The 17,735-nt window shown below is 62.0% G+C and carries 19 protein-coding genes and 1 pseudogene; 10 read left to right on the top strand and 10 right to left on the bottom strand.

The genetic code is table 11. From position 1 onward, the window contains the following. Positions 1-160 precede the first annotated feature (160 nt). From LIY45_RS06475 to LIY45_RS06460, 4 genes are all read left to right on the top strand, one after another. On the top strand, positions 161-1,192 hold the full coding sequence (locus tag LIY45_RS06475) for an amino acid ABC transporter substrate-binding protein (protein WP_010170392.1): 1,032 nt from the start codon (positions 161-163) through the stop codon (positions 1,190-1,192). A gap of 72 nt (positions 1,193-1,264) precedes the next feature. After that, a complete protein-coding gene (locus tag LIY45_RS06470) occupies positions 1,265-2,446 on the top strand; it encodes an amino acid ABC transporter permease (protein WP_226475715.1) in 1,182 nt (393 codons plus the stop codon). A 10-nt stretch (positions 2,447-2,456) separates the two neighbouring features. Further along, positions 2,457-3,554 (top strand): amino acid ABC transporter permease, encoded by a 1,098-nt coding sequence (locus LIY45_RS06465; RefSeq protein WP_017480028.1) that lies wholly within the window; start codon positions 2,457-2,459, stop codon positions 3,552-3,554. A gap of 10 nt (positions 3,555-3,564) precedes the next feature. Then, entirely contained in the window at positions 3,565-4,329 is a 765-nt protein-coding gene (locus LIY45_RS06460; protein WP_003171943.1) for an amino acid ABC transporter ATP-binding protein, read from the top strand. A 61-nt stretch (positions 4,330-4,390) separates the two neighbouring features. Here LIY45_RS06460 and LIY45_RS06455 read toward each other — a convergent pair whose 3' ends face one another. Then, positions 4,391-4,873, bottom strand: a complete 483-nt coding sequence (locus LIY45_RS06455) for a type II toxin-antitoxin system MqsA family antitoxin (RefSeq protein WP_226475714.1) — start codon at positions 4,871-4,873, stop codon at positions 4,391-4,393. Further along, positions 4,870-5,052: pseudogene (locus tag LIY45_RS06450) on the bottom strand (type II toxin-antitoxin system MqsR family toxin); the annotation flags it as partial. The gene LIY45_RS06455 and the pseudogene LIY45_RS06450, both read right to left, overlap by 4 nt. A 96-nt stretch (positions 5,053-5,148) precedes the next feature. Between LIY45_RS06450 and LIY45_RS06445 the strand changes: the two are divergent. Together LIY45_RS06445 and LIY45_RS06440 are read left to right on the top strand one after the other, a co-directional pair. After that, the gene (locus LIY45_RS06445; protein WP_017480031.1) at positions 5,149-5,808 is read left to right on the top strand and encodes a FadR/GntR family transcriptional regulator; all 660 of its coding nucleotides are present in this window, start codon (positions 5,149-5,151) and stop codon (positions 5,806-5,808) included. Next, the gene (locus LIY45_RS06440; RefSeq protein ID WP_226475713.1) at positions 5,798-7,078 is read left to right on the top strand and encodes a CynX/NimT family MFS transporter; all 1,281 of its coding nucleotides are present in this window, start codon (positions 5,798-5,800) and stop codon (positions 7,076-7,078) included. The genes LIY45_RS06445 and LIY45_RS06440 overlap by 11 nt, the downstream gene beginning before the upstream one ends. Here LIY45_RS06440 and LIY45_RS06435 read toward each other — a convergent pair. From LIY45_RS06435 to LIY45_RS06400, 8 genes are all read right to left on the bottom strand, one after another. Next, positions 7,075-7,725 carry a DUF1120 domain-containing protein gene (locus LIY45_RS06435; protein WP_226475712.1) on the bottom strand — a complete coding sequence of 217 codons (651 nt, stop codon included), beginning with the start codon at positions 7,723-7,725 and terminating at the stop codon, positions 7,075-7,077. The two genes, LIY45_RS06440 and LIY45_RS06435, sit on opposite strands and share 4 nt — an antisense overlap. A 15-nt stretch (positions 7,726-7,740) precedes the next feature. Continuing rightward, on the bottom strand, positions 7,741-8,868 hold the full coding sequence (locus tag LIY45_RS06430; RefSeq protein ID WP_226475711.1) for a DUF1120 domain-containing protein: 1,128 nt from the start codon (positions 8,866-8,868) through the stop codon (positions 7,741-7,743). An 11-nt stretch (positions 8,869-8,879) separates the two neighbouring features. Then, the gene (locus tag LIY45_RS06425; RefSeq protein WP_226475730.1) at positions 8,880-11,249 is read right to left on the bottom strand and encodes a fimbria/pilus outer membrane usher protein; all 2,370 of its coding nucleotides are present in this window, start codon (positions 11,247-11,249) and stop codon (positions 8,880-8,882) included. A 141-nt stretch (positions 11,250-11,390) separates the two neighbouring features. Continuing rightward, positions 11,391-12,089, bottom strand: a complete 699-nt coding sequence (locus LIY45_RS06420) for a fimbria/pilus chaperone family protein (RefSeq protein ID WP_226475710.1) — start codon at positions 12,087-12,089, stop codon at positions 11,391-11,393. A gap of 28 nt (positions 12,090-12,117) precedes the next feature. Further along, on the bottom strand, positions 12,118-12,744 hold the full coding sequence (locus tag LIY45_RS06415; protein ID WP_226475709.1) for a DUF1120 domain-containing protein: 627 nt from the start codon (positions 12,742-12,744) through the stop codon (positions 12,118-12,120). 63 nt (positions 12,745-12,807) lie between these two features. Then, the gene (locus LIY45_RS06410) at positions 12,808-13,437 is read right to left on the bottom strand and encodes a DUF1120 domain-containing protein (protein WP_017480038.1); all 630 of its coding nucleotides are present in this window, start codon (positions 13,435-13,437) and stop codon (positions 12,808-12,810) included. A gap of 43 nt (positions 13,438-13,480) precedes the next feature. After that, a complete protein-coding gene (locus LIY45_RS06405) occupies positions 13,481-14,095 on the bottom strand; it encodes a DUF1120 domain-containing protein (RefSeq protein ID WP_226475708.1) in 615 nt (204 codons plus the stop codon). 43 nt (positions 14,096-14,138) lie between these two features. Further along, positions 14,139-14,768, bottom strand: a complete 630-nt coding sequence (locus tag LIY45_RS06400; protein ID WP_226475707.1) for a DUF1120 domain-containing protein — start codon at positions 14,766-14,768, stop codon at positions 14,139-14,141. 503 nt (positions 14,769-15,271) lie between these two features. Here LIY45_RS06400 and LIY45_RS06395 point away from each other — a divergent pair. The 4 genes from LIY45_RS06395 to LIY45_RS06380 all read left to right on the top strand — a co-directional run bounded on the left by LIY45_RS06395 (position 15,272) and on the right by LIY45_RS06380 (position 17,726). Beyond that, positions 15,272-16,006 carry a response regulator gene (locus tag LIY45_RS06395; protein ID WP_226475729.1) on the top strand — a complete coding sequence of 245 codons (735 nt, stop codon included), beginning with the start codon at positions 15,272-15,274 and terminating at the stop codon, positions 16,004-16,006. A 201-nt stretch (positions 16,007-16,207) separates the two neighbouring features. Next, positions 16,208-16,843, top strand: a complete 636-nt coding sequence (locus LIY45_RS06390) for a response regulator transcription factor (protein ID WP_017480042.1) — start codon at positions 16,208-16,210, stop codon at positions 16,841-16,843. A 100-nt stretch (positions 16,844-16,943) separates the two neighbouring features. After that, complete coding sequence (locus LIY45_RS06385; RefSeq protein WP_010170354.1) at positions 16,944-17,414, top strand: nuclear transport factor 2 family protein; 471 nt, start codon at positions 16,944-16,946, stop codon at positions 17,412-17,414. A gap of 36 nt (positions 17,415-17,450) precedes the next feature. After that, positions 17,451-17,726, top strand: a complete 276-nt coding sequence (locus tag LIY45_RS06380; protein WP_017480043.1) for a GIY-YIG nuclease family protein — start codon at positions 17,451-17,453, stop codon at positions 17,724-17,726. Positions 17,727-17,735 lie beyond the last annotated feature (9 nt).

The following is a 17,735-nucleotide window of genomic DNA, read 5'->3' as shown; positions in this document are numbered from 1 at the left end:
AACACTATCAGTGACTGACGCCCGGGGGATAGCAACTGGACTTAAAGCAAAAACCTCATGCTGTTTGACCCCAAAAAAAGCCAACACGGGTCGATGTCGCCTCATAAGGGTGCGGTGGGGTTCGAGCGCAGGCACAACAAGAGCAAAACTGGAGGTTTGAATGAAGGTATTGAAATCCACCCTGGCTATCGTGACCGCGGCTGCCGTATTGGGTGTCAGTGGTTTCGCCCAGGCTGGCGCCACGCTGGATGCCGTGCAGAAGAAAGGCTTTGTGCAGTGTGGCGTGAGCGACGGTCTGCCAGGCTTCTCGGTGCCGGACGCGAGTGGCAAGATCCTCGGGATCGACGCTGACGTATGCCGTGCCGTTGCCGCTGCCGTATTCGGCGACGCAACCAAGGTCAAATTCAGCCAGTTGAATGCCAAGGAGCGTTTCACCGCGCTTCAGTCTGGCGAAGTCGACATCCTGTCGCGTAACACCACCATGACCAGCTCCCGCGATGCCGGCATGGGCCTGAAATTCCCGGGCTTCATCACCTACTACGACGGTGTTGGCTTCCTGGTGAACAACAAGCTGGGCGTTAAAAGTGCCAAGGAACTGGACGGTGCAACCATCTGCATCCAGGCCGGTACCACCACTGAGCTGAACGTTTCCGACTACTTCCGCGCCAACAACCTGAAGTACACCCCGATCACGTTCGACACCTCCGATGAAAGCGCCAAGTCGCTGGAATCCGGTCGTTGCGACGTACTGACCTCCGACAAGTCCCAGCTCTACGCACAGCGCAGCAAGCTGGCTTCGCCGAAGGACTACGTGGTACTGCCGGAAACCATTTCCAAAGAACCACTGGGCCCTGTCGTGCGTAACGGTGACGACGAGTGGCTGGCCATCGTGCGCTGGGTTGGCTACGCCATGCTCAACGCTGAAGAAGCCGGTATCACCTCCAAAAACGTCGAAGCTGAAGCCAAGTCCACCAAGAACCCGGACGTTGCCCGTCTGCTGGGTGCCGACGGCGAATACGGCAAAGACCTGAAAGTGAAGAAAGACTGGGTCGTACAGATCGTCAAGCAGGTTGGTAACTACGGCGAAGTGTTCGAGAAAAACCTCGGCAAGAGCACTCCCCTGGAAATCGATCGTGGCCTGAACGCGCTGTGGACCAACGGTGGCATTCAATACGCACCACCTGTGCGCTGATCGCTGATGGTCCTATCACCCGGTGGGCCAACCGCCGGGTGATGTTCTGTTCCATTATTCCTGGGGCACTTAATGCAAAATCAAATCGGCGCACCAAAACAGAAGCTCAGCTTCAGTGATCCAAAAGTGCGTGCGTGGCTATTCCAGATCATCACGATTGTGGCGGTGGTCTCGTTGGGCTGGTACCTGTTCAACAACACGCAAACCAACCTTCAGCACCGGGGCATTACCTCGGGGTTCGACTTTCTTGAGCGCAGTGCCGGCTTCGGCATCGCTCAGCACCTGATCGACTACACCGAATCGGACAGCTATGCCCGGGTCTTTGTGATCGGTTTGCTCAACACCTTGCTGGTGACCGTGATCGGCGTGGTCCTGGCGACCATCCTCGGGTTCATCATCGGTGTGGCGCGCTTGTCGCCCAACTGGATGATCAACAAGCTGGCGACCGTGTATGTGGAAGTGTTCCGCAACATTCCGCCGCTGCTGCAAATCCTGTTCTGGTATTTCGCGGTATTCCTGACGATGCCGGGGCCGCGTAACAGCCACAACTTCGGCGACACCTTCTTCGTCAGCAGCCGTGGCCTGAACATGCCCGCCGCCTTGATGGCGGACGGTTTCTGGGCGTTTGTGATCAGCGTCGTGGTAGCAATCATCGCCGTTGTGTTGATGGCCCGTTGGGCGAACAAACGCTTTGAAGCCACCGGGGTTCCGTTCCACAAGTTCTGGGCCGGCCTGGCCCTGTTGGTGGTGATCCCTACGCTGTGCGCACTGGTTTTCGGCGCGCCGCTGCACTGGGAAATGCCCAAGCTGCAAGGCTTCAACTTCGTCGGTGGCTGGGTGTTGATTCCCGAGTTGCTGGCGTTGACCCTTGCCTTGACCGTCTACACCGCGGCGTTTATCGCCGAGATCGTGCGTTCAGGCATCAAGTCCGTCAGCCACGGCCAGACTGAAGCGGCGCGTTCCCTCGGGCTGCGCAACGGTCCGACCCTGCGCAAGGTGATCATCCCGCAAGCCCTGCGCGTGATCATCCCGCCGCTGACCAGCCAATACCTGAACCTGGCGAAAAACTCGTCACTGGCCGCCGGTATCGGTTACCCGGAAATGGTTTCGCTGTTTGCCGGCACGGTGCTCAACCAGACCGGCCAGGCCATCGAGGTCATTGCCATCACCATGAGCGTGTACCTGGCGATCAGCATCAGCATTTCCCTGCTGATGAACTGGTACAACAAGCGCATTGCGCTGATCGAGCGGTGAGGAAACCAGCATGACTTCTCATACTTTCAAACCGGACATGCCACCCCCCAACAAGGTCTTCGGGCCGATGGCGTGGATGCGTGCCAACCTGTTTTCCAGCTGGCTCAACACCCTGCTGACGTTGCTGGCGTTCTACCTGATCTACCTGGTCGTGCCGCCGATCCTGCACTGGGCGATCCTGGATGCAAACTGGGTGGGCACCACCCGCGCCGACTGCACCAAGGAAGGCGCCTGCTGGGTGTTTATCCAACAGCGCTTCGGGCAGTTCATGTACGGCTATTACCCCGGCGACCTGCGCTGGCGCGTGGACCTGACCGTGTGGCTGGCCATTGTCGGCGTGGCGCCGTTGTTCATCTCGCGCTTTAAGCGCAAGGCGGTCTATGGCCTGAGCTTCCTGGTGGTGTACCCGATCGTTGCCTACTTCCTGCTCCACGGCGGGATCTTCGGCATGACCAACGTGGCCACCAGCCAATGGGGCGGCTTGATGCTGACCCTGGTGATCGCCACCGTCGGCATTGCCGGGGCCTTGCCTTTGGGCATCGTGCTGGCGCTGGGGCGGCGGTCGAACATGCCGGCGATTCGTGTGGTCTGCGTGACCTTCATCGAGTTCTGGCGCGGCGTGCCGTTGATCACGGTGTTGTTCATGTCGTCGGTGATGTTGCCGCTGTTCCTGCCGGAAGGCATGGGCATCGACAAACTGCTGCGGGCGTTGATCGGCGTGATCCTGTTCCAGTCGGCCTACGTGGCCGAAGTGGTGCGCGGTGGCTTGCAGGCGATTCCCAAGGGCCAATACGAGGCTGCGGCCGCGATGGGCCTGGGTTACTGGCGCAGCATGGGCCTGGTGATTTTGCCCCAGGCGCTGAAGATGGTGATTCCGGGCATCGTCAACACGTTTATCGCGTTGTTCAAGGACACCAGCCTTGTGATCATCATCGGCCTGTTCGACCTGCTCAACAGCGTCAAGCAAGCCGCCGCCGACCCGAAATGGCTGGGCATGGCCACTGAAGGCTACGTGTTCGCCGCCCTGGTGTTCTGGATTTTCTGTTTTGGTATGTCCCGCTATTCCATTCATTTGGAACACAAGCTGGACACAGGCCACAAGCGTTAGGAGTGTTGTGATGAGTGAAGCGATCAAACAGCCTGTGAGCCCTGAAGGCATTATTCAGATGCAGGGCGTCAACAAATGGTACGGCCAGTTCCATGTGTTGAAAGACATCAACCTGAACGTCAAGCAGGGCGAGCGTATCGTGCTGTGCGGCCCGTCGGGTTCCGGCAAGTCCACCACCATCCGCTGCCTCAACCGTCTGGAAGAGCACCAGCAGGGCCGCATCGTGGTCGATGGCGTGGAACTGACCAACGACCTCAAGCAGATCGAAGCGATCCGCCGTGAAGTCGGCATGGTGTTCCAGCACTTCAACCTGTTCCCGCACCTGACCATCCTGCAGAACTGCACGCTGGCACCGATGTGGGTGCGCAAGATGCCCAAGCGCAAGGCCGAAGAAATTGCCATGCACTACCTTGAGCGCGTGCGTATTCCGGAGCAGGCCCACAAGTTTCCGGGGCAGCTGTCCGGCGGCCAGCAACAGCGCGTGGCGATTGCCCGTGCGCTGTGCATGAAGCCAAAAATCATGCTGTTCGATGAGCCGACGTCGGCACTCGATCCGGAGATGGTGAAAGAGGTGCTGGACACCATGATCGGTCTGGCGGAAGACGGCATGACCATGCTCTGCGTCACCCACGAAATGGGCTTTGCGCGCACCGTGGCCAACCGCGTGATCTTCATGGACAAGGGCGAGATTGTTGAACAGGCGGCGCCGAATGACTTCTTCGACAACCCGCAGAATGATCGGACCAAGTTGTTCCTGAGCCAGATTCTGCATTGATCCATGGGTAATGCTTGAAACAGTAAACCCGGCCTGGTGCCGGGTTTATTTTTGCCATCAATCAAGTTGTGGTCAGTGTCTCGTGCTCTTTATGTACCGTATGCACGGAATTACGAAGATCTGCGCCTTCACTCAGGATTTTTGCTTCGACCAGCAAGTGCGGGTGACGCTCAAGCAAACGCATCAGGACTACCAGGGATTTGGGGGGCAATACCTCACCGCGCTCGTAACGAGATAAGGCGTTGTGGCCGCCACCCGATAGCAGTTGTACCGTTTCTTTTTGTGAAAGGTGCAGTTTGCGGCGTATGCGCCTCATCTCGGTGCCGACCATCTGCCTGAAACTGTGAACGATTTCATCGCAGTGGTCTGAATAGCGTTCCGCGTCTTCGGGGTCCAGGATCACCTCTCCACATGCCTGGCACTCCCATCCAGACAGATCGTCTATGCGGCGATGCAAACCTTTGACTTCCGAGGTTTCGCTACGTCCTGAGAAGTGATGCATTCCGTCATGCCTGCCGCAGCTGAAGCATTGCTCTGTTTTCATCGGTTTTTCTCCTTGAAGGAGATCACCGGAGGTTTACCGTCCGTGCGGTAGGTCACCTTGATGTAGATCTCCAGATCATGTGAGTGAAGGTGATACACATCTTGCCAAACGCGATGGTCGTCATGAGTGGTCATCGACTTGTACAACATCGTGTTTTTCAACTCGAAAATTCTGCTCCTTTGCCTGCTCAAGAACCCTAGTGCGTTGCCTTTGTAGGCAACTCCGAATAGGCTGTGGGAAAATTCATCCTATGATTGGATGAAAGGACGAAACCCATGACAGATATCGCCCCTCTGATAAAACGCTCCCTTGTCGACCAGGCCCTGGACCAGTTGCGCCAGCGCATTACCCAAGGCGTATGGGCCATCGGCGAGCGTCTGCCCACCGAGCCCGAGTTGTCTGCCGAGCTGGGGATCAGCCGCAACACCGTGCGCGAAGCCATGCGCGTATTGGCGTTCTCCGGATTGATCGAGATCCGCCAGGGTGACGGCAGCTACCTGCGCTCCATGACCGACCCTCTGGGCGCCATGAAAGCCTTGTCCCACTGCACCCTGGCCCAGGCCCAGGAGACGCGGCAGATTCTCGAAGTCGAGGCAGTCGGCTTGGCCGCGTTGCGCCGTACCGATGAAGACCTGGTCGCTTTGCGCGCGGCGCTGAAAGCCAGCGGCGACCATTACCACGGTGATCTTGAGCACTACATCAGCTGCGACCTGGTGTTCCACAAACGCCTGGTGGACGCCGCCCACAACCCGGCCTTGAGCGAGCTGTACCACTACTTCTCCAGCATCGTCGGCGCGCAACTGCGCCAGACCCTGAACATCCAGCCGCGCCGGCAAGCGGTGTTCGACCTGCACGGCGCCTTGCTCGATGCCGTGGAACAACAGGACCCGGAACGCGCCAAGGCCCTGTCCCGGCAGTTGATCAATGAACCTTGAACCCGAGACCACCATGCCCCGTTCAGACCATGCCCTTGAAGAACTGCTGATCGACGCCGAAGCCGATGACGATAAGGTCCAGCACAGCCCGCCGCTGGTGAGTCGCCCGTGGCTGTTGCTGTTGGGCCTGATCCTGGTGGCGCTGAACCTGCGCCCGGCGTTGTCGAGCATGGCGCCGCTGCTGGCTGAGGTCTCGCACAGCCTGGGGCTCTCTGCCGCAAAAGCCGGGTTGCTGACGACATTGCCGGTGTTGTGCCTGGGCCTGTTTGCGCCACTGGCACCGATCCTGGCCCGACGTTTTGGCGCAGAGCGGGTGGTGCTGGGCATTCTGCTGACCCTGGCCGGCGGCATCATCCTGCGCAGCTCATTGGGTGAGGCCGGGCTGTTCGCCGGCAGCCTGCTGGCGGGCGCGAGCATCGGCATTATCGGGGTGTTGCTGCCCGGTATCGTCAAGCGCGATTTTGCCAAACAGGCCGGCACCATGACCGGCGTGTACACCATGGCGCTGTGCCTGGGCGCGGCGTTGGCGGCGGGTTCTACCGTGCCGTTGAGTCATTACTTCGGCGACAGCTGGAACATCGGCCTGGGCTTCTGGATTCTCCCGGCGTTGGTCGCGGCGTTGTTCTGGTTGCCACAAGTTGGCCAGAAACACGGTGCGCACCAGGTGGCCTATCGCGTGAAGGGCTTGTTGCGTGACCCGCTGGCCTGGCAGGTGACCCTGTACATGGGCCTGCAATCGTCCCTGGCCTACATTGTGTTTGGCTGGTTGCCGTCGATCCTGATCGGCCGTGGCCTGACCGCCACCCAGGCGGGCCTGGTGCTTTCCGGTTCGGTGATTGTGCAGTTGGCCAGTTCCCTGGCCGCGCCCTGGTTGGCCACCCGCGGCAAGGACCAGCGCCTGGCCATCGTGGTGGTGATGGTGCTGACCCTGGGCGGTCTGTTCGGTTGCCTGTATGCACCGTTGGACGGCTTGTGGGGCTGGGCGATTCTGCTGGGCCTGGGCCAGGGCGGCACCTTCAGCCTGGCGCTGACCTTGATCGTGCTGCGTTCACGGGACGCCCATGTAGCCGCCAACCTGTCGAGCATGGCCCAGGGGATCGGCTACACCCTGGCGTCCATGGGGCCGTTCGCGGTCGGGCTGGTGCATGACTGGACCGGTGGCTGGAACGCCACCGGCTGGATTTTCGCGGTGATCGGCCTGGGCGCGATCATCGCGGGGTTGGGCGCCGGGCGTGCGCGGTATGTCGCCGTGACCAGCGAGAAGGTCTAGAGGTAGAGCACCTCCAGGGTGCTGGAACCGTCGATATGCACGTCGCTGCTGAGGTCGAGATTGTTCTTGGCAGCGATCACCGTATCGACCCTGACCAGGCTGCTCAGCGTCTGGAAGGCGGTCGGTCCGCTGGTGCTGCCGACGGTGTCGGTGAAGCCGAGAAAGCTGCGCGAACCGATGTCGATCGGGTTGCTGTTGGCGGTGCGCCAGGCGATGCCACCGCTGGTGGACTCGGTGCCGTAAACCTCCGGCAGGCTGTCGATCACCGTCTGCCTGGGGTCGAAGGTCAGAGAGTACAGCCCTATCTTGTTGCCACTCGGGTCCAGCCCCAGCCCGTAATAGATTTCGCTGTTGACGTTGGCGGTGCCGTCGCGGTTGTCGCTCATGCGCAGGGCATAACGGGTCGCGGCCTCGCAGTTGATGGTCACGCTCAGGTAGCGCACCGGCAGGCGTTTGCCGCGATCGATGTTCAGGTCCTGCTGGGAAATCTTGCCGTAGTCGATCAGCCCGTTGCTCGACAGTGCCGGTGTGCAGGCGCTGGGGGTGAGCAGGCCGGTGATGCCGAGTTCGACACTGGAGGCCGCGTTGGCGCCGGCGCTGAGGGTCAGCAGGGCAAGTGTTGCGAGAGAAAGCGGGCGTAGGTGCATGACCATACTCCTTGATCAGAGGTAGATGATTTCAATCGTGCCCGAACCGTCGAGCAGTACTTCCGTACGCAGGTCCAGGCTGTTCATGGGCGACAGAACGGCGCGCACGCTGACCTGCCCGCTCAGGTTCTGGATCGCCGAGGGGCCGGCATTGCTGCCGGGTGTCGCGGTAAAACCAAGCAAACTGCTGCTGCCGATGGGAATGGGGTAGGCGTTGGAGCTGCTCCAGGCCACGCCACCTGTGGTGGAGTCGGTGCGGTACACCTGGGGCAGGGCATCGGCGCGCAGGTCGAAGGGGTCGAAGTAGAGAAAGTAGCGGCCGATTTTATTGCGGCTGTCGTCCACCCCCAGGCCGTAGGCGGTTTCATCCGTTCCGCCGGTGGCCGAGCCGTTGCGGTTGTCATGCATGCGCAAGGCAAAGTGGGTCGGGCCGTCGCAGCCGATGCTCAGCAGCAGGCTGCGGGAGGCCAGGCCGGTTTCCTTGTCGGCGTACAGGCTCTTGGCCCACATACGGCCGAAATCGATGATGCCGCCGTTGGACAGCGTGGCTTCACAGGCAGCAGGGGCGAAGCCGGCTTGCACCGACAGCTCCCGGGCGCGGCCGGTGGCGACGGCGTCGATCAACCCGGTGGCTTCCCAGGTCACCGCGTCACGCACTTGCGTGGCGTCGGCCTGTGCCCAGGCATCGACCTGCAACTGCGCCGAGAAGCTGCTGCCGGTGGTCGGCACGCCGTCGCGCAACGGCACGATGGCCTGGTCGGGCCGCCAGTCGAGCGACCTGCCCCTGGCGCTGGGCGCCTGGCCTTGCCCGCCGGTCAACCCCAGTTCAACAGCCTGGCCGTCGAGTACCGCATCGCTGACGTGCACGCGGTAGCTGCCACGCTCGGTAAAGCGGTAACGCTCGGCGGTCGCGGCCAGGGCCCGGTAGAACACGTGCATATCGGTGGGCGTCGGGCAGTTCAGGTTGAGGCTCAGGCGGCGTTCCCCCAGCAGGATTTCTGCGCCGGGGTTGCGCTGCACGGCGCGGTTCATCACGCCGAAATCCAGGCGTGACTGGCTCAGGGTCAGTTGGCATTCGTCGGCGTGCGCCCGGGCCTGGACGATGGCACCCAGGGCCACTCCCAGCAGTAACAATCGCTTCATCACAGTCTTCCTCATGGCGTCACACAGCGCGCCGGGGCGGTTTCGAAATACACCTGCGGGTCGGCTTTTTCCGCGAGTTCAACCTGCAGTTCACAGCGGCTCATGCCGGGTGCCTTGACCCACAGGCGACGTGGGTCCAGCACGTTCGGCAGGAACACCTGGCTGCCTTCCTGCACCAGGGTCACGAACTCGCCATCGGCGGTACTGACCGTGGCGCCACGGGGCAGTGGCGTGCCCTGGTCGGTGGTCACCGTGAGCAAGGCACGGCGGGTCAGGGCCACGCCGAATTCCACACGGTCTACTGCGCCGCGCCCGGCGCTGATGACGGCCAGGCCGTTGCTGATATCGGCATTGCGCGGCAGCGACTGGGTTTGCACTTCCACGGGGCTGCGCCCATAGGCGGACACTTGCGGCACCACGGCCTGGCCCTGGAAGTCGGTCCACACCGGACCGCTGGGCGTGGTGAGCTTGACCCCGGCCATATCGCCGACAGACACCAGGGCAAAGGTGTCGCGCACCGGGTAAGGCGAGAAGGTCACGCCACCGCTGTGGGCCACCACCGCACCGCGTGCGCCGCCCTGGTAGCTGGAGCGTTCGGCGTCCGAGCGGCTGTAGTTCAGGTCCAGTTGTGCATAGCGCGGCAGATAGGACACGCCGAGGGTGGATTCCACTTGTTGGTCGCGGCTGTCGTGCTCGGCGCTGACCCGATAACTGAGTTGATCGTTGACCTGCTCGTTCACCCCCAGGCCGATGCGGTGCTCGCCACCGGAGTTGCGCACCCAGGAACGCCCGCGGCGGTTCTCGCCCAGGGGCACGCTCAGGTTCAGGTACACCGCGTTCTCGTTATTCTGCCGGCCGCTGACCTGCCATTCGGCACTGGCCGACAGCGACACGCCGCGCACGCTGGTGCCCCACGAGGCCAGGGCGCGGCTGCTGTTTTCGCCGTTGAACGTGGTGGTGCGCGACAGGCCGGCATTGAAGGCGCCCAGCCATGGATGGGCCCAGCCCAGGGCCAGGCTCTGCTGGTCGCGATAGCGGGTGAGGCGACCGTCGTCGTCCCGTGAATCGTAGTAGGCGGCGTCTTCCAGCTCCCGATAGCCCATGGTGCGGTGGGAGGCGCCGGCGGTGATCGACCATTGCCGGCCCAGGCGCTGGGACAGGCTCAGGTCGGTCTGTACGCCGCGTTCACCCAGGCGTTGGGCATCGGCTATCTGGGTCGACAGTTGTAGCTGGCCGTCTGTCCACGGCAACAGGCCAAGGCTGGCACCCGTGGCGCGGTAGTCCTCGGCGGCAAGCGCGCCGGCCCCCAGGCTCAGGCGCGGGTTCAAGGCGCCGCTCCAGCCGCCGCTGATCACCCATGGATCGTCGCCCCGTGTATCGCCGATATTGCGCACCCGGCCTGCTCCCAACGAGTAACCCGGCGCTGGCAGGCCGATGCCGAGCATCGCCGCCGGCACGGTGAAGCGCCGTTCTTCGCCGGTGCTTTCCTTGACCGTCACTTCAACGTCGGAGCGTGTGTTCAGGCGCCGAACATCGGTCAGCGAGAACGGCCCGGCCGGCACCACGGTGGAGTGAATCAGCGCGCCGTTCTGGCGCACTTCCACCTGGGCCGGGCTGTTGGCGATGCCGCTGATGGTCGAGCCCTGTTCCTGGTCCTGCAGGGCTTGTTCGGTAAACAGCTGCATGCCGGTGATCTGTGCGGATGACAGCACCGGGTTGTAGAGGTTGATCTGCCCGGCCTGCAGCACCGTCTGCTGCTCGGCGAAGGTGCGCTGGGCATAGGCCTCCAGGTGGGTACTGCGGGACCGGGCGTCTTGCCAGGTCTGTACCTGGCGGCTGCGCACGATCCAGTCGCCCGCGTTGAACCCCACTTCGGTATTGGCCGAGCCAAAGCGGCTGGCGTCGTCGCCATAGCGGTTGTACAAACCGGTGAGGTCGTAGTTGAGCAAGCCGGCGAACCCTCCGGTTTCATAACCGGACAACTCACGCTGGCGCGGGCGCAGGGCATCGGTGGGCACCATCAGGCTCACGCTCAGGCTGGCGGGATCTTGCTCCACCACGGTTTGCGGGTATTCGCCGAGGAAGTCATGGCAGGTGCTGTCGCCCAGCGGCGCCGGTATCACCAGGTCGGCGGCGTCCAGCAGCGGGCGGTCAAAGCACAGCGCGCCCTGGCTGTCGAACTGCACATCAAGGCGTCCACGGCGCTGGCCGTTCACCGTCAGGCTCACAGCGTGGCGGCCGCTGGTGTAGCGCGGTGCGTCCAGCAACAGGTAGGCCAGTTCCGGGTCGATACCGCGCTGGTGCAGGGTTTGCGCATCGAAGGCGTCGGCCCAGGCATCGGCCGACAGCAACGCCATGGTCAGTGGCAGCGCGGCCCGCATCCGGGCGGGGCGTAAAGGACCGTCGGGCACGGCTTCGCCAGCCGGGTCAGTGGTTACTGTGTTCACGTAAAGGCACTCAGGTTATGGAAACCGGCAACGGTTGGCGGGCTTCCCGGTGACAGTCACAGGGCTGTCACTTCGTTATTCAGCGTTTGCGGCGGTTATCGGTGCTTCATAGGCGGCGACGGCAAAGCCGTAGACGGTGGCCGGTTGCAGACGCACCGCCGTGGCGGTGTGGGGGGTACTGAGCCGCAGGGTTTCGCCGGGCAACACATACGTGCGCGGCAGCACCAGGCTTTGCTTGCCCGGCAGCAATTGCAGCTCCTGGGCCAGGCGCACCACGTAAGGCGTGGGGTTGGCGACCTGCAGGTGACCGGCGTTCAACGACCAGGTCAGCCCGGTCCAGGGGGTGCGGTTTGGCGCCAGGCCCTTGGGGTGAATGATCACCGGCAGGTTCTGGCGCACGGTCACGCCCACCCGAGCGTGACCTGCCTGGGCGGCATCACGGTCCTTGGGCATACCCTCGAAGATCACCCGTTTCAGGCGTTGGGTTGTCAGGGGCTTGGGGTTTTGCAGGATAAAGCGCACCAGTTGGCTTTTGTCGGCCTCGACCCGGGACAGGGGCGGGGTGACGAACAGCAACGATTCGGTGTCTTCCGGAATGTCTTCGAGGGTGACGTGCAGCAGGGCCAGTTTGCCGTCGGTGTTGGTCACCGACACCGAGGCTTCGCCGTCGGCCTCGTTGACGATCACCACCGAGGTGTCGGGCACCATGCCGTCGGCAAACGCCTGGGTGCTCAGCAGCCAGCCCAGGGCCAGCAAGGTTGGATAGGTCTTCATGACGCAGTTCCTAAAATGATCACAGGGCTTAGAGGTAGCGCAGGTCCAGGACCAGTGAGCCATCGAGGGGAACGTCCTGCCTGAGGGTCAGACGGTTCGCCGGGTGGATGGTGGTCTGTGCGCGGATCCGGGTGGTCAGGGTGACGATGGGTTCCGGAAACGGTCGGCCGGGACGGGCAAAACCCATCAGGGTCTTGGGGTGGATGGCCGGTTGGGGAGCCCAGAGGCCGCCCTCGGGGTTTGACACAAGTGACTGCATGACCTGGCCGTCCCCCAGCGCGGCTTCGAACGCCAGGCCGACGGTGCCCAAGTGTTCCGTGGGCGCGTTGGGGTTTTTTCCCAGGCCGTAGAAAGTGTTCGGTGCGGCAGACGAATCCTCGCGGCTGTCCATGCCGATCAGGGCAAACAACAAGGGGCCGCTGCAGTGGATCTCCACGTCCAGCCATTGGCTGGGCAATGGGGTGGGCGCCTCCTGGTTGAGGGTATGGGCAGGGATGGTGCCATGGTCGATAACCCCGCTGCCGGAGAGCGCGATCGTGCAGGAACTGGGGGTTACGAGGCCCGAAAGGGTCATCTCGGTGGCGGTGCTGGCAAACACGCTAGAGCCGGTGTTGAGCAATAACAGCGCCGCGTACAGACGTAGGGTTCTGTTCATCATTCGGTCTTCAATGTGTTCGGTGCGCTAAGGCGCCTCGCCGCGAGCGGCGAGGCCGCGGGTTTACAGGTACTTCACTTCGAACGTGGCGGAGCCGTCGATGGGGTGTTCATCGCTCAGGTCCAGGCTGTCGGCCCGGGCGATATGGCCGTAGACGGTCAAGTCGCTGGTCACTTGCTCGATCGCAACGGGTAGCCAGATGCCGCTTGATCGGTCACCGAAGGCGGCCAGTGAGGAGGGCACTAGCGCGGTGTCGTCCAGGTCACTCCAGGTGGTGCCGTCATCCGATGAGAACAGGACTTTGGTGTTAACGCTGTCGGCCACCGCGTTTTGCAGGGTCAGGTCATAACCGCCCAGTTTTTGCGTGCCGTTGATCAGGCCCAGGCCATACCCGTTGAGCGTGCTGCCGGAGCCTGCGCGGTTGTCAGTGCCCTTGATCGCAAACAGGGTGCTGCCCTCGCAGGTGATGGTCAGTTGCAGTGTGGTTCTTGGCAGTGGCGTCTGGGTCGTCAGGTTCAGGTCCTTGGCGGAAATCTTGCCGTAGTCGATCACGCCGGCACCGGACAGGCCGGGGGTGCAGGCACTGGGGGTAATCACCCCTTTGACAGTCAGGTCGACGGTTGACGCCGCCAGGGCCGAGGCGCTGGTGCTGACCAGCAGTGCGGTGGCCAGGGCATTGAGCGTAAGTTTCATGGGGCACACGTTTCCTTTCGAGTGGGGCCGCTTGAATAAAGGGTTACAGGTACTTCAGTTGTACGGTGGCATGGCCGTCCAGTGGCACTTCGTCGAGCACGGTCAGGCGGTCGGTGCCGTCGACCATGGTGTACACGCGCAGGTTGGCGTTGAAGCGCGTCACGGCGATCGGCGTCGCGTTGGTGGCAGCCGAGATGGACGTAATCACGTTATGGCCGAGGACCACTGACGGGCTCCAGGTGGCCCCGCCATCGTCGGAGGTAATGGTTCTAACCACGAGGCCGTCGGCCGTCGTGTTGTAGAGGCCGAAGGCGGCGCTGCCGAGTTTTTCGTCGTTGGCCGTCGTGCCCAGGCCATGCCAGTTCGGGTTGATCGCCGCAGTACCCGCACGGTTATCGATGGTGCTCAGCGCGATGAACGTTGGCGCGTCACACAGGATTTCCATCTGCATGGTTTGCGAAGGCAGTGAAGTGGGGCGATCCGCATTGAGCTCCTTGGCCGGCATCTTTCCGTAATCCACTACACCTCCGCTGGAGAGCATGGGTGCACAGGCATTGGGCGTGATGGTGCCCGTGACGGCGAAGTCGGTGCTGCTGGCGGCCAGCACGGTGGGGGCCAGCAGCAACGTGGCGAGAAAGACAGCGGGTGAGGAATTCATAGGCGAGCGGCACCTTTGGTTGCAGAGTCGATGGTGTAAGGGATTAGAGGTACATCACTTCGATGGTGGCCGAGCCGTCGATATTGACTTCGTTGCTCAGGTCCAGGCCGTCGGTGCGGTTGATGTAGCCGCTGTAGGCCACGGGCGTGACCAGTAGCTGGGTGGCGCGCGGGGTGCTGGCGTCTGCCAGGGTGGCGACCGAGAGATAGACGCCGGTTTCGAAGCTGTTCCAACGCTCCCACGTGACGCCATTGTCGAAGGACCCGATGGCTTGCACGGTTTCGCCGTCGGCCTGGGGCGGGTTAGTGCTGGTGCCCAGGTTCAAGGTATAGGAGCCCAGCTTTTGCGTGCCGTTGATAAAGCCCAGCCCGAAGCCGCTGCTGGTGCCAGAGCCATCGCGGTTATCGGTCGCCTTGAGGGCGAAGATGACCGGCGCATCGCAGGTCACGGTCATTTGCAACTCGACTTTTGGCAGCATCGTGATCTGGGTGGCATTCAAGTCCTTGGCCGACATTTTGCCGTGGTCGATAACTCCGCCGCTGGACAGGCTTGGGGTGCAGGCGTTGGGGGTGATGATGCCCTTGACGGTCAGGTCCACGGTGCTGGCGGCGAAGGCAGGGGCGGTGCCGGTGATCAGCAGGGTGCTGGCAAGGGCGATCAGGTGCTTGTTCATGGTCTGTTGTCTCGGTCTTGGGTCGACTGACGGGTGCACGTCACCGCAGCGCAGAAGGAGGCGCGGTTGGGCGTCGGGTCAGTTCGGATGGTTGGCCGCCAGGTGAATTGGCGGGTTGCCCTCTTGGGCTGGGGCGCAATTTAGCGCCGGGGGGGAGGAGGGGAAATACAAGAATTACGACAATCCGCTATCGCTCAAGCTCGCCTGCGTCAAGTCGGAATAGGTGGGCTGTACTGTAGGAAAAACTGTCTTTTCGTAGTTCTTGTATCGCAAGAGTGGTGTTCATGTGGATAGCTTGATTCGGTAATGGGTGCCAGAGGGATGGGTTAAGGATCACCGTCGAGCGCACCCTCACCTGACGATAGGCCAGGGCCGCCCGACGGCCCTGGCAGGTCGGCACCGATATCGAGGTGGCCATGACGCCAAGCGTGTTTGCTGACGACGCCCCCAAGCAGCAAACGGTGCCATGGCGCAGTCCTCCTGCTCACTGGAAGCACCTGAGCGTGCTGATCGTCGAGGACCATCAGGCCTATCGCGCCTTGATGGGCTGGTTCCTGCAAAAATTCGAAATCGATCACGAGTTGGTGCGTAACGGGCAGGCTGCGTTGACGGCCCTCGCCCTCCGGCATTTCGACCTGGTGATCAGCGATTGCCGCATGCCGGTGCTGGATGGCTACAGCATGGCCCGTGAGATCAGGCGGCGGGAGGCCGTACATAGCCGCCCGCGTGTGCCGATCATTGCCTTGACCGCCAAACTCTCACCGGATGATGCCCGCCGCTGCCTTGAGGCCGGCATGGACGCCTGGCTGCTCAAGCCGCTGACTCTGGAACAATTGCGTTCGGTGCTTGAGCAGTGGTTGCCACAGCCACCGGGCGCGAGTGCGCACCCACCGTCCACACCAGTGGCCAGGGCGAACTGGCCAAGCCGCGCCGAACTGATCAAGACCTTTGGTGATGAACAGGTGGTGAACCAGATGTTGCGCACCCTGGTGCTGGAGGCCGAGGCTGATTACGCAGACCTGGTAAAGGCTTGCCGCATCGTCGACCCGCATGCATTGGTCGACTGCTTGCATCGCCTGGCGGGAAGCCTGGCATTTTTTGGCGAGACTGAACTGGATCGCTGTGCGGGTGAGTTGATCGAGCAGGTGCGCAAGCACGGGATCCGGTGCAACAGGCGGGCGTTGCAGCAGTTCGACCAGGACCTGCTGGTGTATCTGCGCTATTTGACAGATTTATGACATTTTCAGTGATTCTTGTAGGGGGTATTACCTTTGTGTGTAGGGTTGGTTTGTAGGCGATTTCCTTTTTTGCTGTAGGTAAAAAATCACCCACTTAAGAACACGGGACGCCATTGAAAAACGCTCCTGAGTGGGCGGTTGTTGCTCGGGTCGGACAGGGTTATTTTGCGCAAATCAATTTGCCATTACTCATGGATTTCTATGCTTCGCGTAATTATTGCTGATGATCATCCCATTGTTCGGATCGGGCAGAAGGTGGTGATCGAGGCCAACGGCAAGTGCAAGGTAGTCGGTGAGGCCAATGGCCCGGATGAGCTGCTGCGGGTACTGGGCACCACCCCTTGCGACGTGCTGGTGACGGACTTCGCCATGCCGGGCGGGCAGCAGGCTGACGGCTATGTGTTGTTGGGCTTGTTGCAACGGCAATACCCCGGGGTGCCGGTGATCCTGGTGACGATGTTCGCCAATATCGCCACCTTGCGTGCCTCGTTCGCCGAGGGCGCCCGAGGTATTGTCGCCAAGAGTGCATCGGCCAAGGAGTTGCCCACGGCGATCAAGGAGGTCTGCGAGGGCAAGACCTTCGTCAGCGAGTCCCTGCGGACCCAGTTGGTGCAGGCGGGCACGGGCGATCAATCACAACCCCCGCAACTGTCCGGCAAGGAGCGCGAAGTGGTGCGCATGCTGGCCAGCGGGATGACCGTCAGCCAGATTGCCGCGCGGGTCAATCGCAGCATCTCCACCATCAGCAAACAGAAAAGCACCGCCATGAACCGGCTGTGTATCTCCACCGATGTGGATTTGTTCGCCTATGCTCGCAGCAGCGGAATGGTGCCCTGAAGGGCTGGGATGAGGTATTCCTGGCGTTGATGCCAGTAGTGTTCCCGGGCCCTGGGGATTATCGTACCGACCCTCCAAACCCCTTTTGCGGAAACTGCCCATGAGCGACGCCCATAACGCCCTGATCACCGAGTTCTACAGCGCCTTCCAGCGCCTGGATGCCGAGGCCATGAGCGCCTGCTACACCGACGACGTGGTGTTCAGCGACCCGGCGTTCGGTGAACTGCGTGGCCGTGATGCTGGCGACATGTGGCGCATGCTGACCACCCGGGCCAAGGATTTTTCCCTGACCTTCGACAGTGTGCGCAGCGATGAAATCACCGGCAGCGCCCATTGGGTGGCGACCTACCTGTTCAGCGCAACGGGCAACACCGTGGTCAACGATATCCGGGCGCGTTTTGTGTTTCGTGACGGCAAGATCTGTGAGCACCACGACCACTTTGACCTGTGGCGCTGGTCGCGCCAGGCGTTGGGCACCAAGGGCCTGTTGCTGGGCTGGACACCGCTGGTGAAAAACGCCGTGCGGGCCCAGGCGCTGAAAGGGTTGAAGGCGTTCCAGGCCAGTCGTTGATAAGATTGGCGTTCCTTTGGTTTGCCGAATTGATCCGTGACGACTCCTTCTGAAGCCAAACCGTGGTTTGTCTACCTGGTGCGCGCCGCCAATGGCTCGCTCTACTGCGGCATCAGCAATGACCCGGTGCGCCGTTTTGCCATGCACCAGAGCGGCAAAGGCGCGCGGTTTTTTCTCTCAAGCCCCGCCGTGGCGCTGGTGTACACCGAAGAGTGCACCAGCAAGGCCGAGGCGCTGCGCCAGGAACGGCTGATCAAGAAACTCAAGAAAAGCGCCAAGGAATGCCTGGCGGCCACGGGCCCATCACTCTGACTGATGGGT

This window comes from Pseudomonas sp. MWU16-30323 (assembly GCF_020515595.1).
Lineage (GTDB): Bacteria > Pseudomonadota > Gammaproteobacteria > Pseudomonadales > Pseudomonadaceae > Aquipseudomonas > Aquipseudomonas yamanorum.
This window is presented reverse-complemented; position numbering and strand designations above follow the sequence as displayed.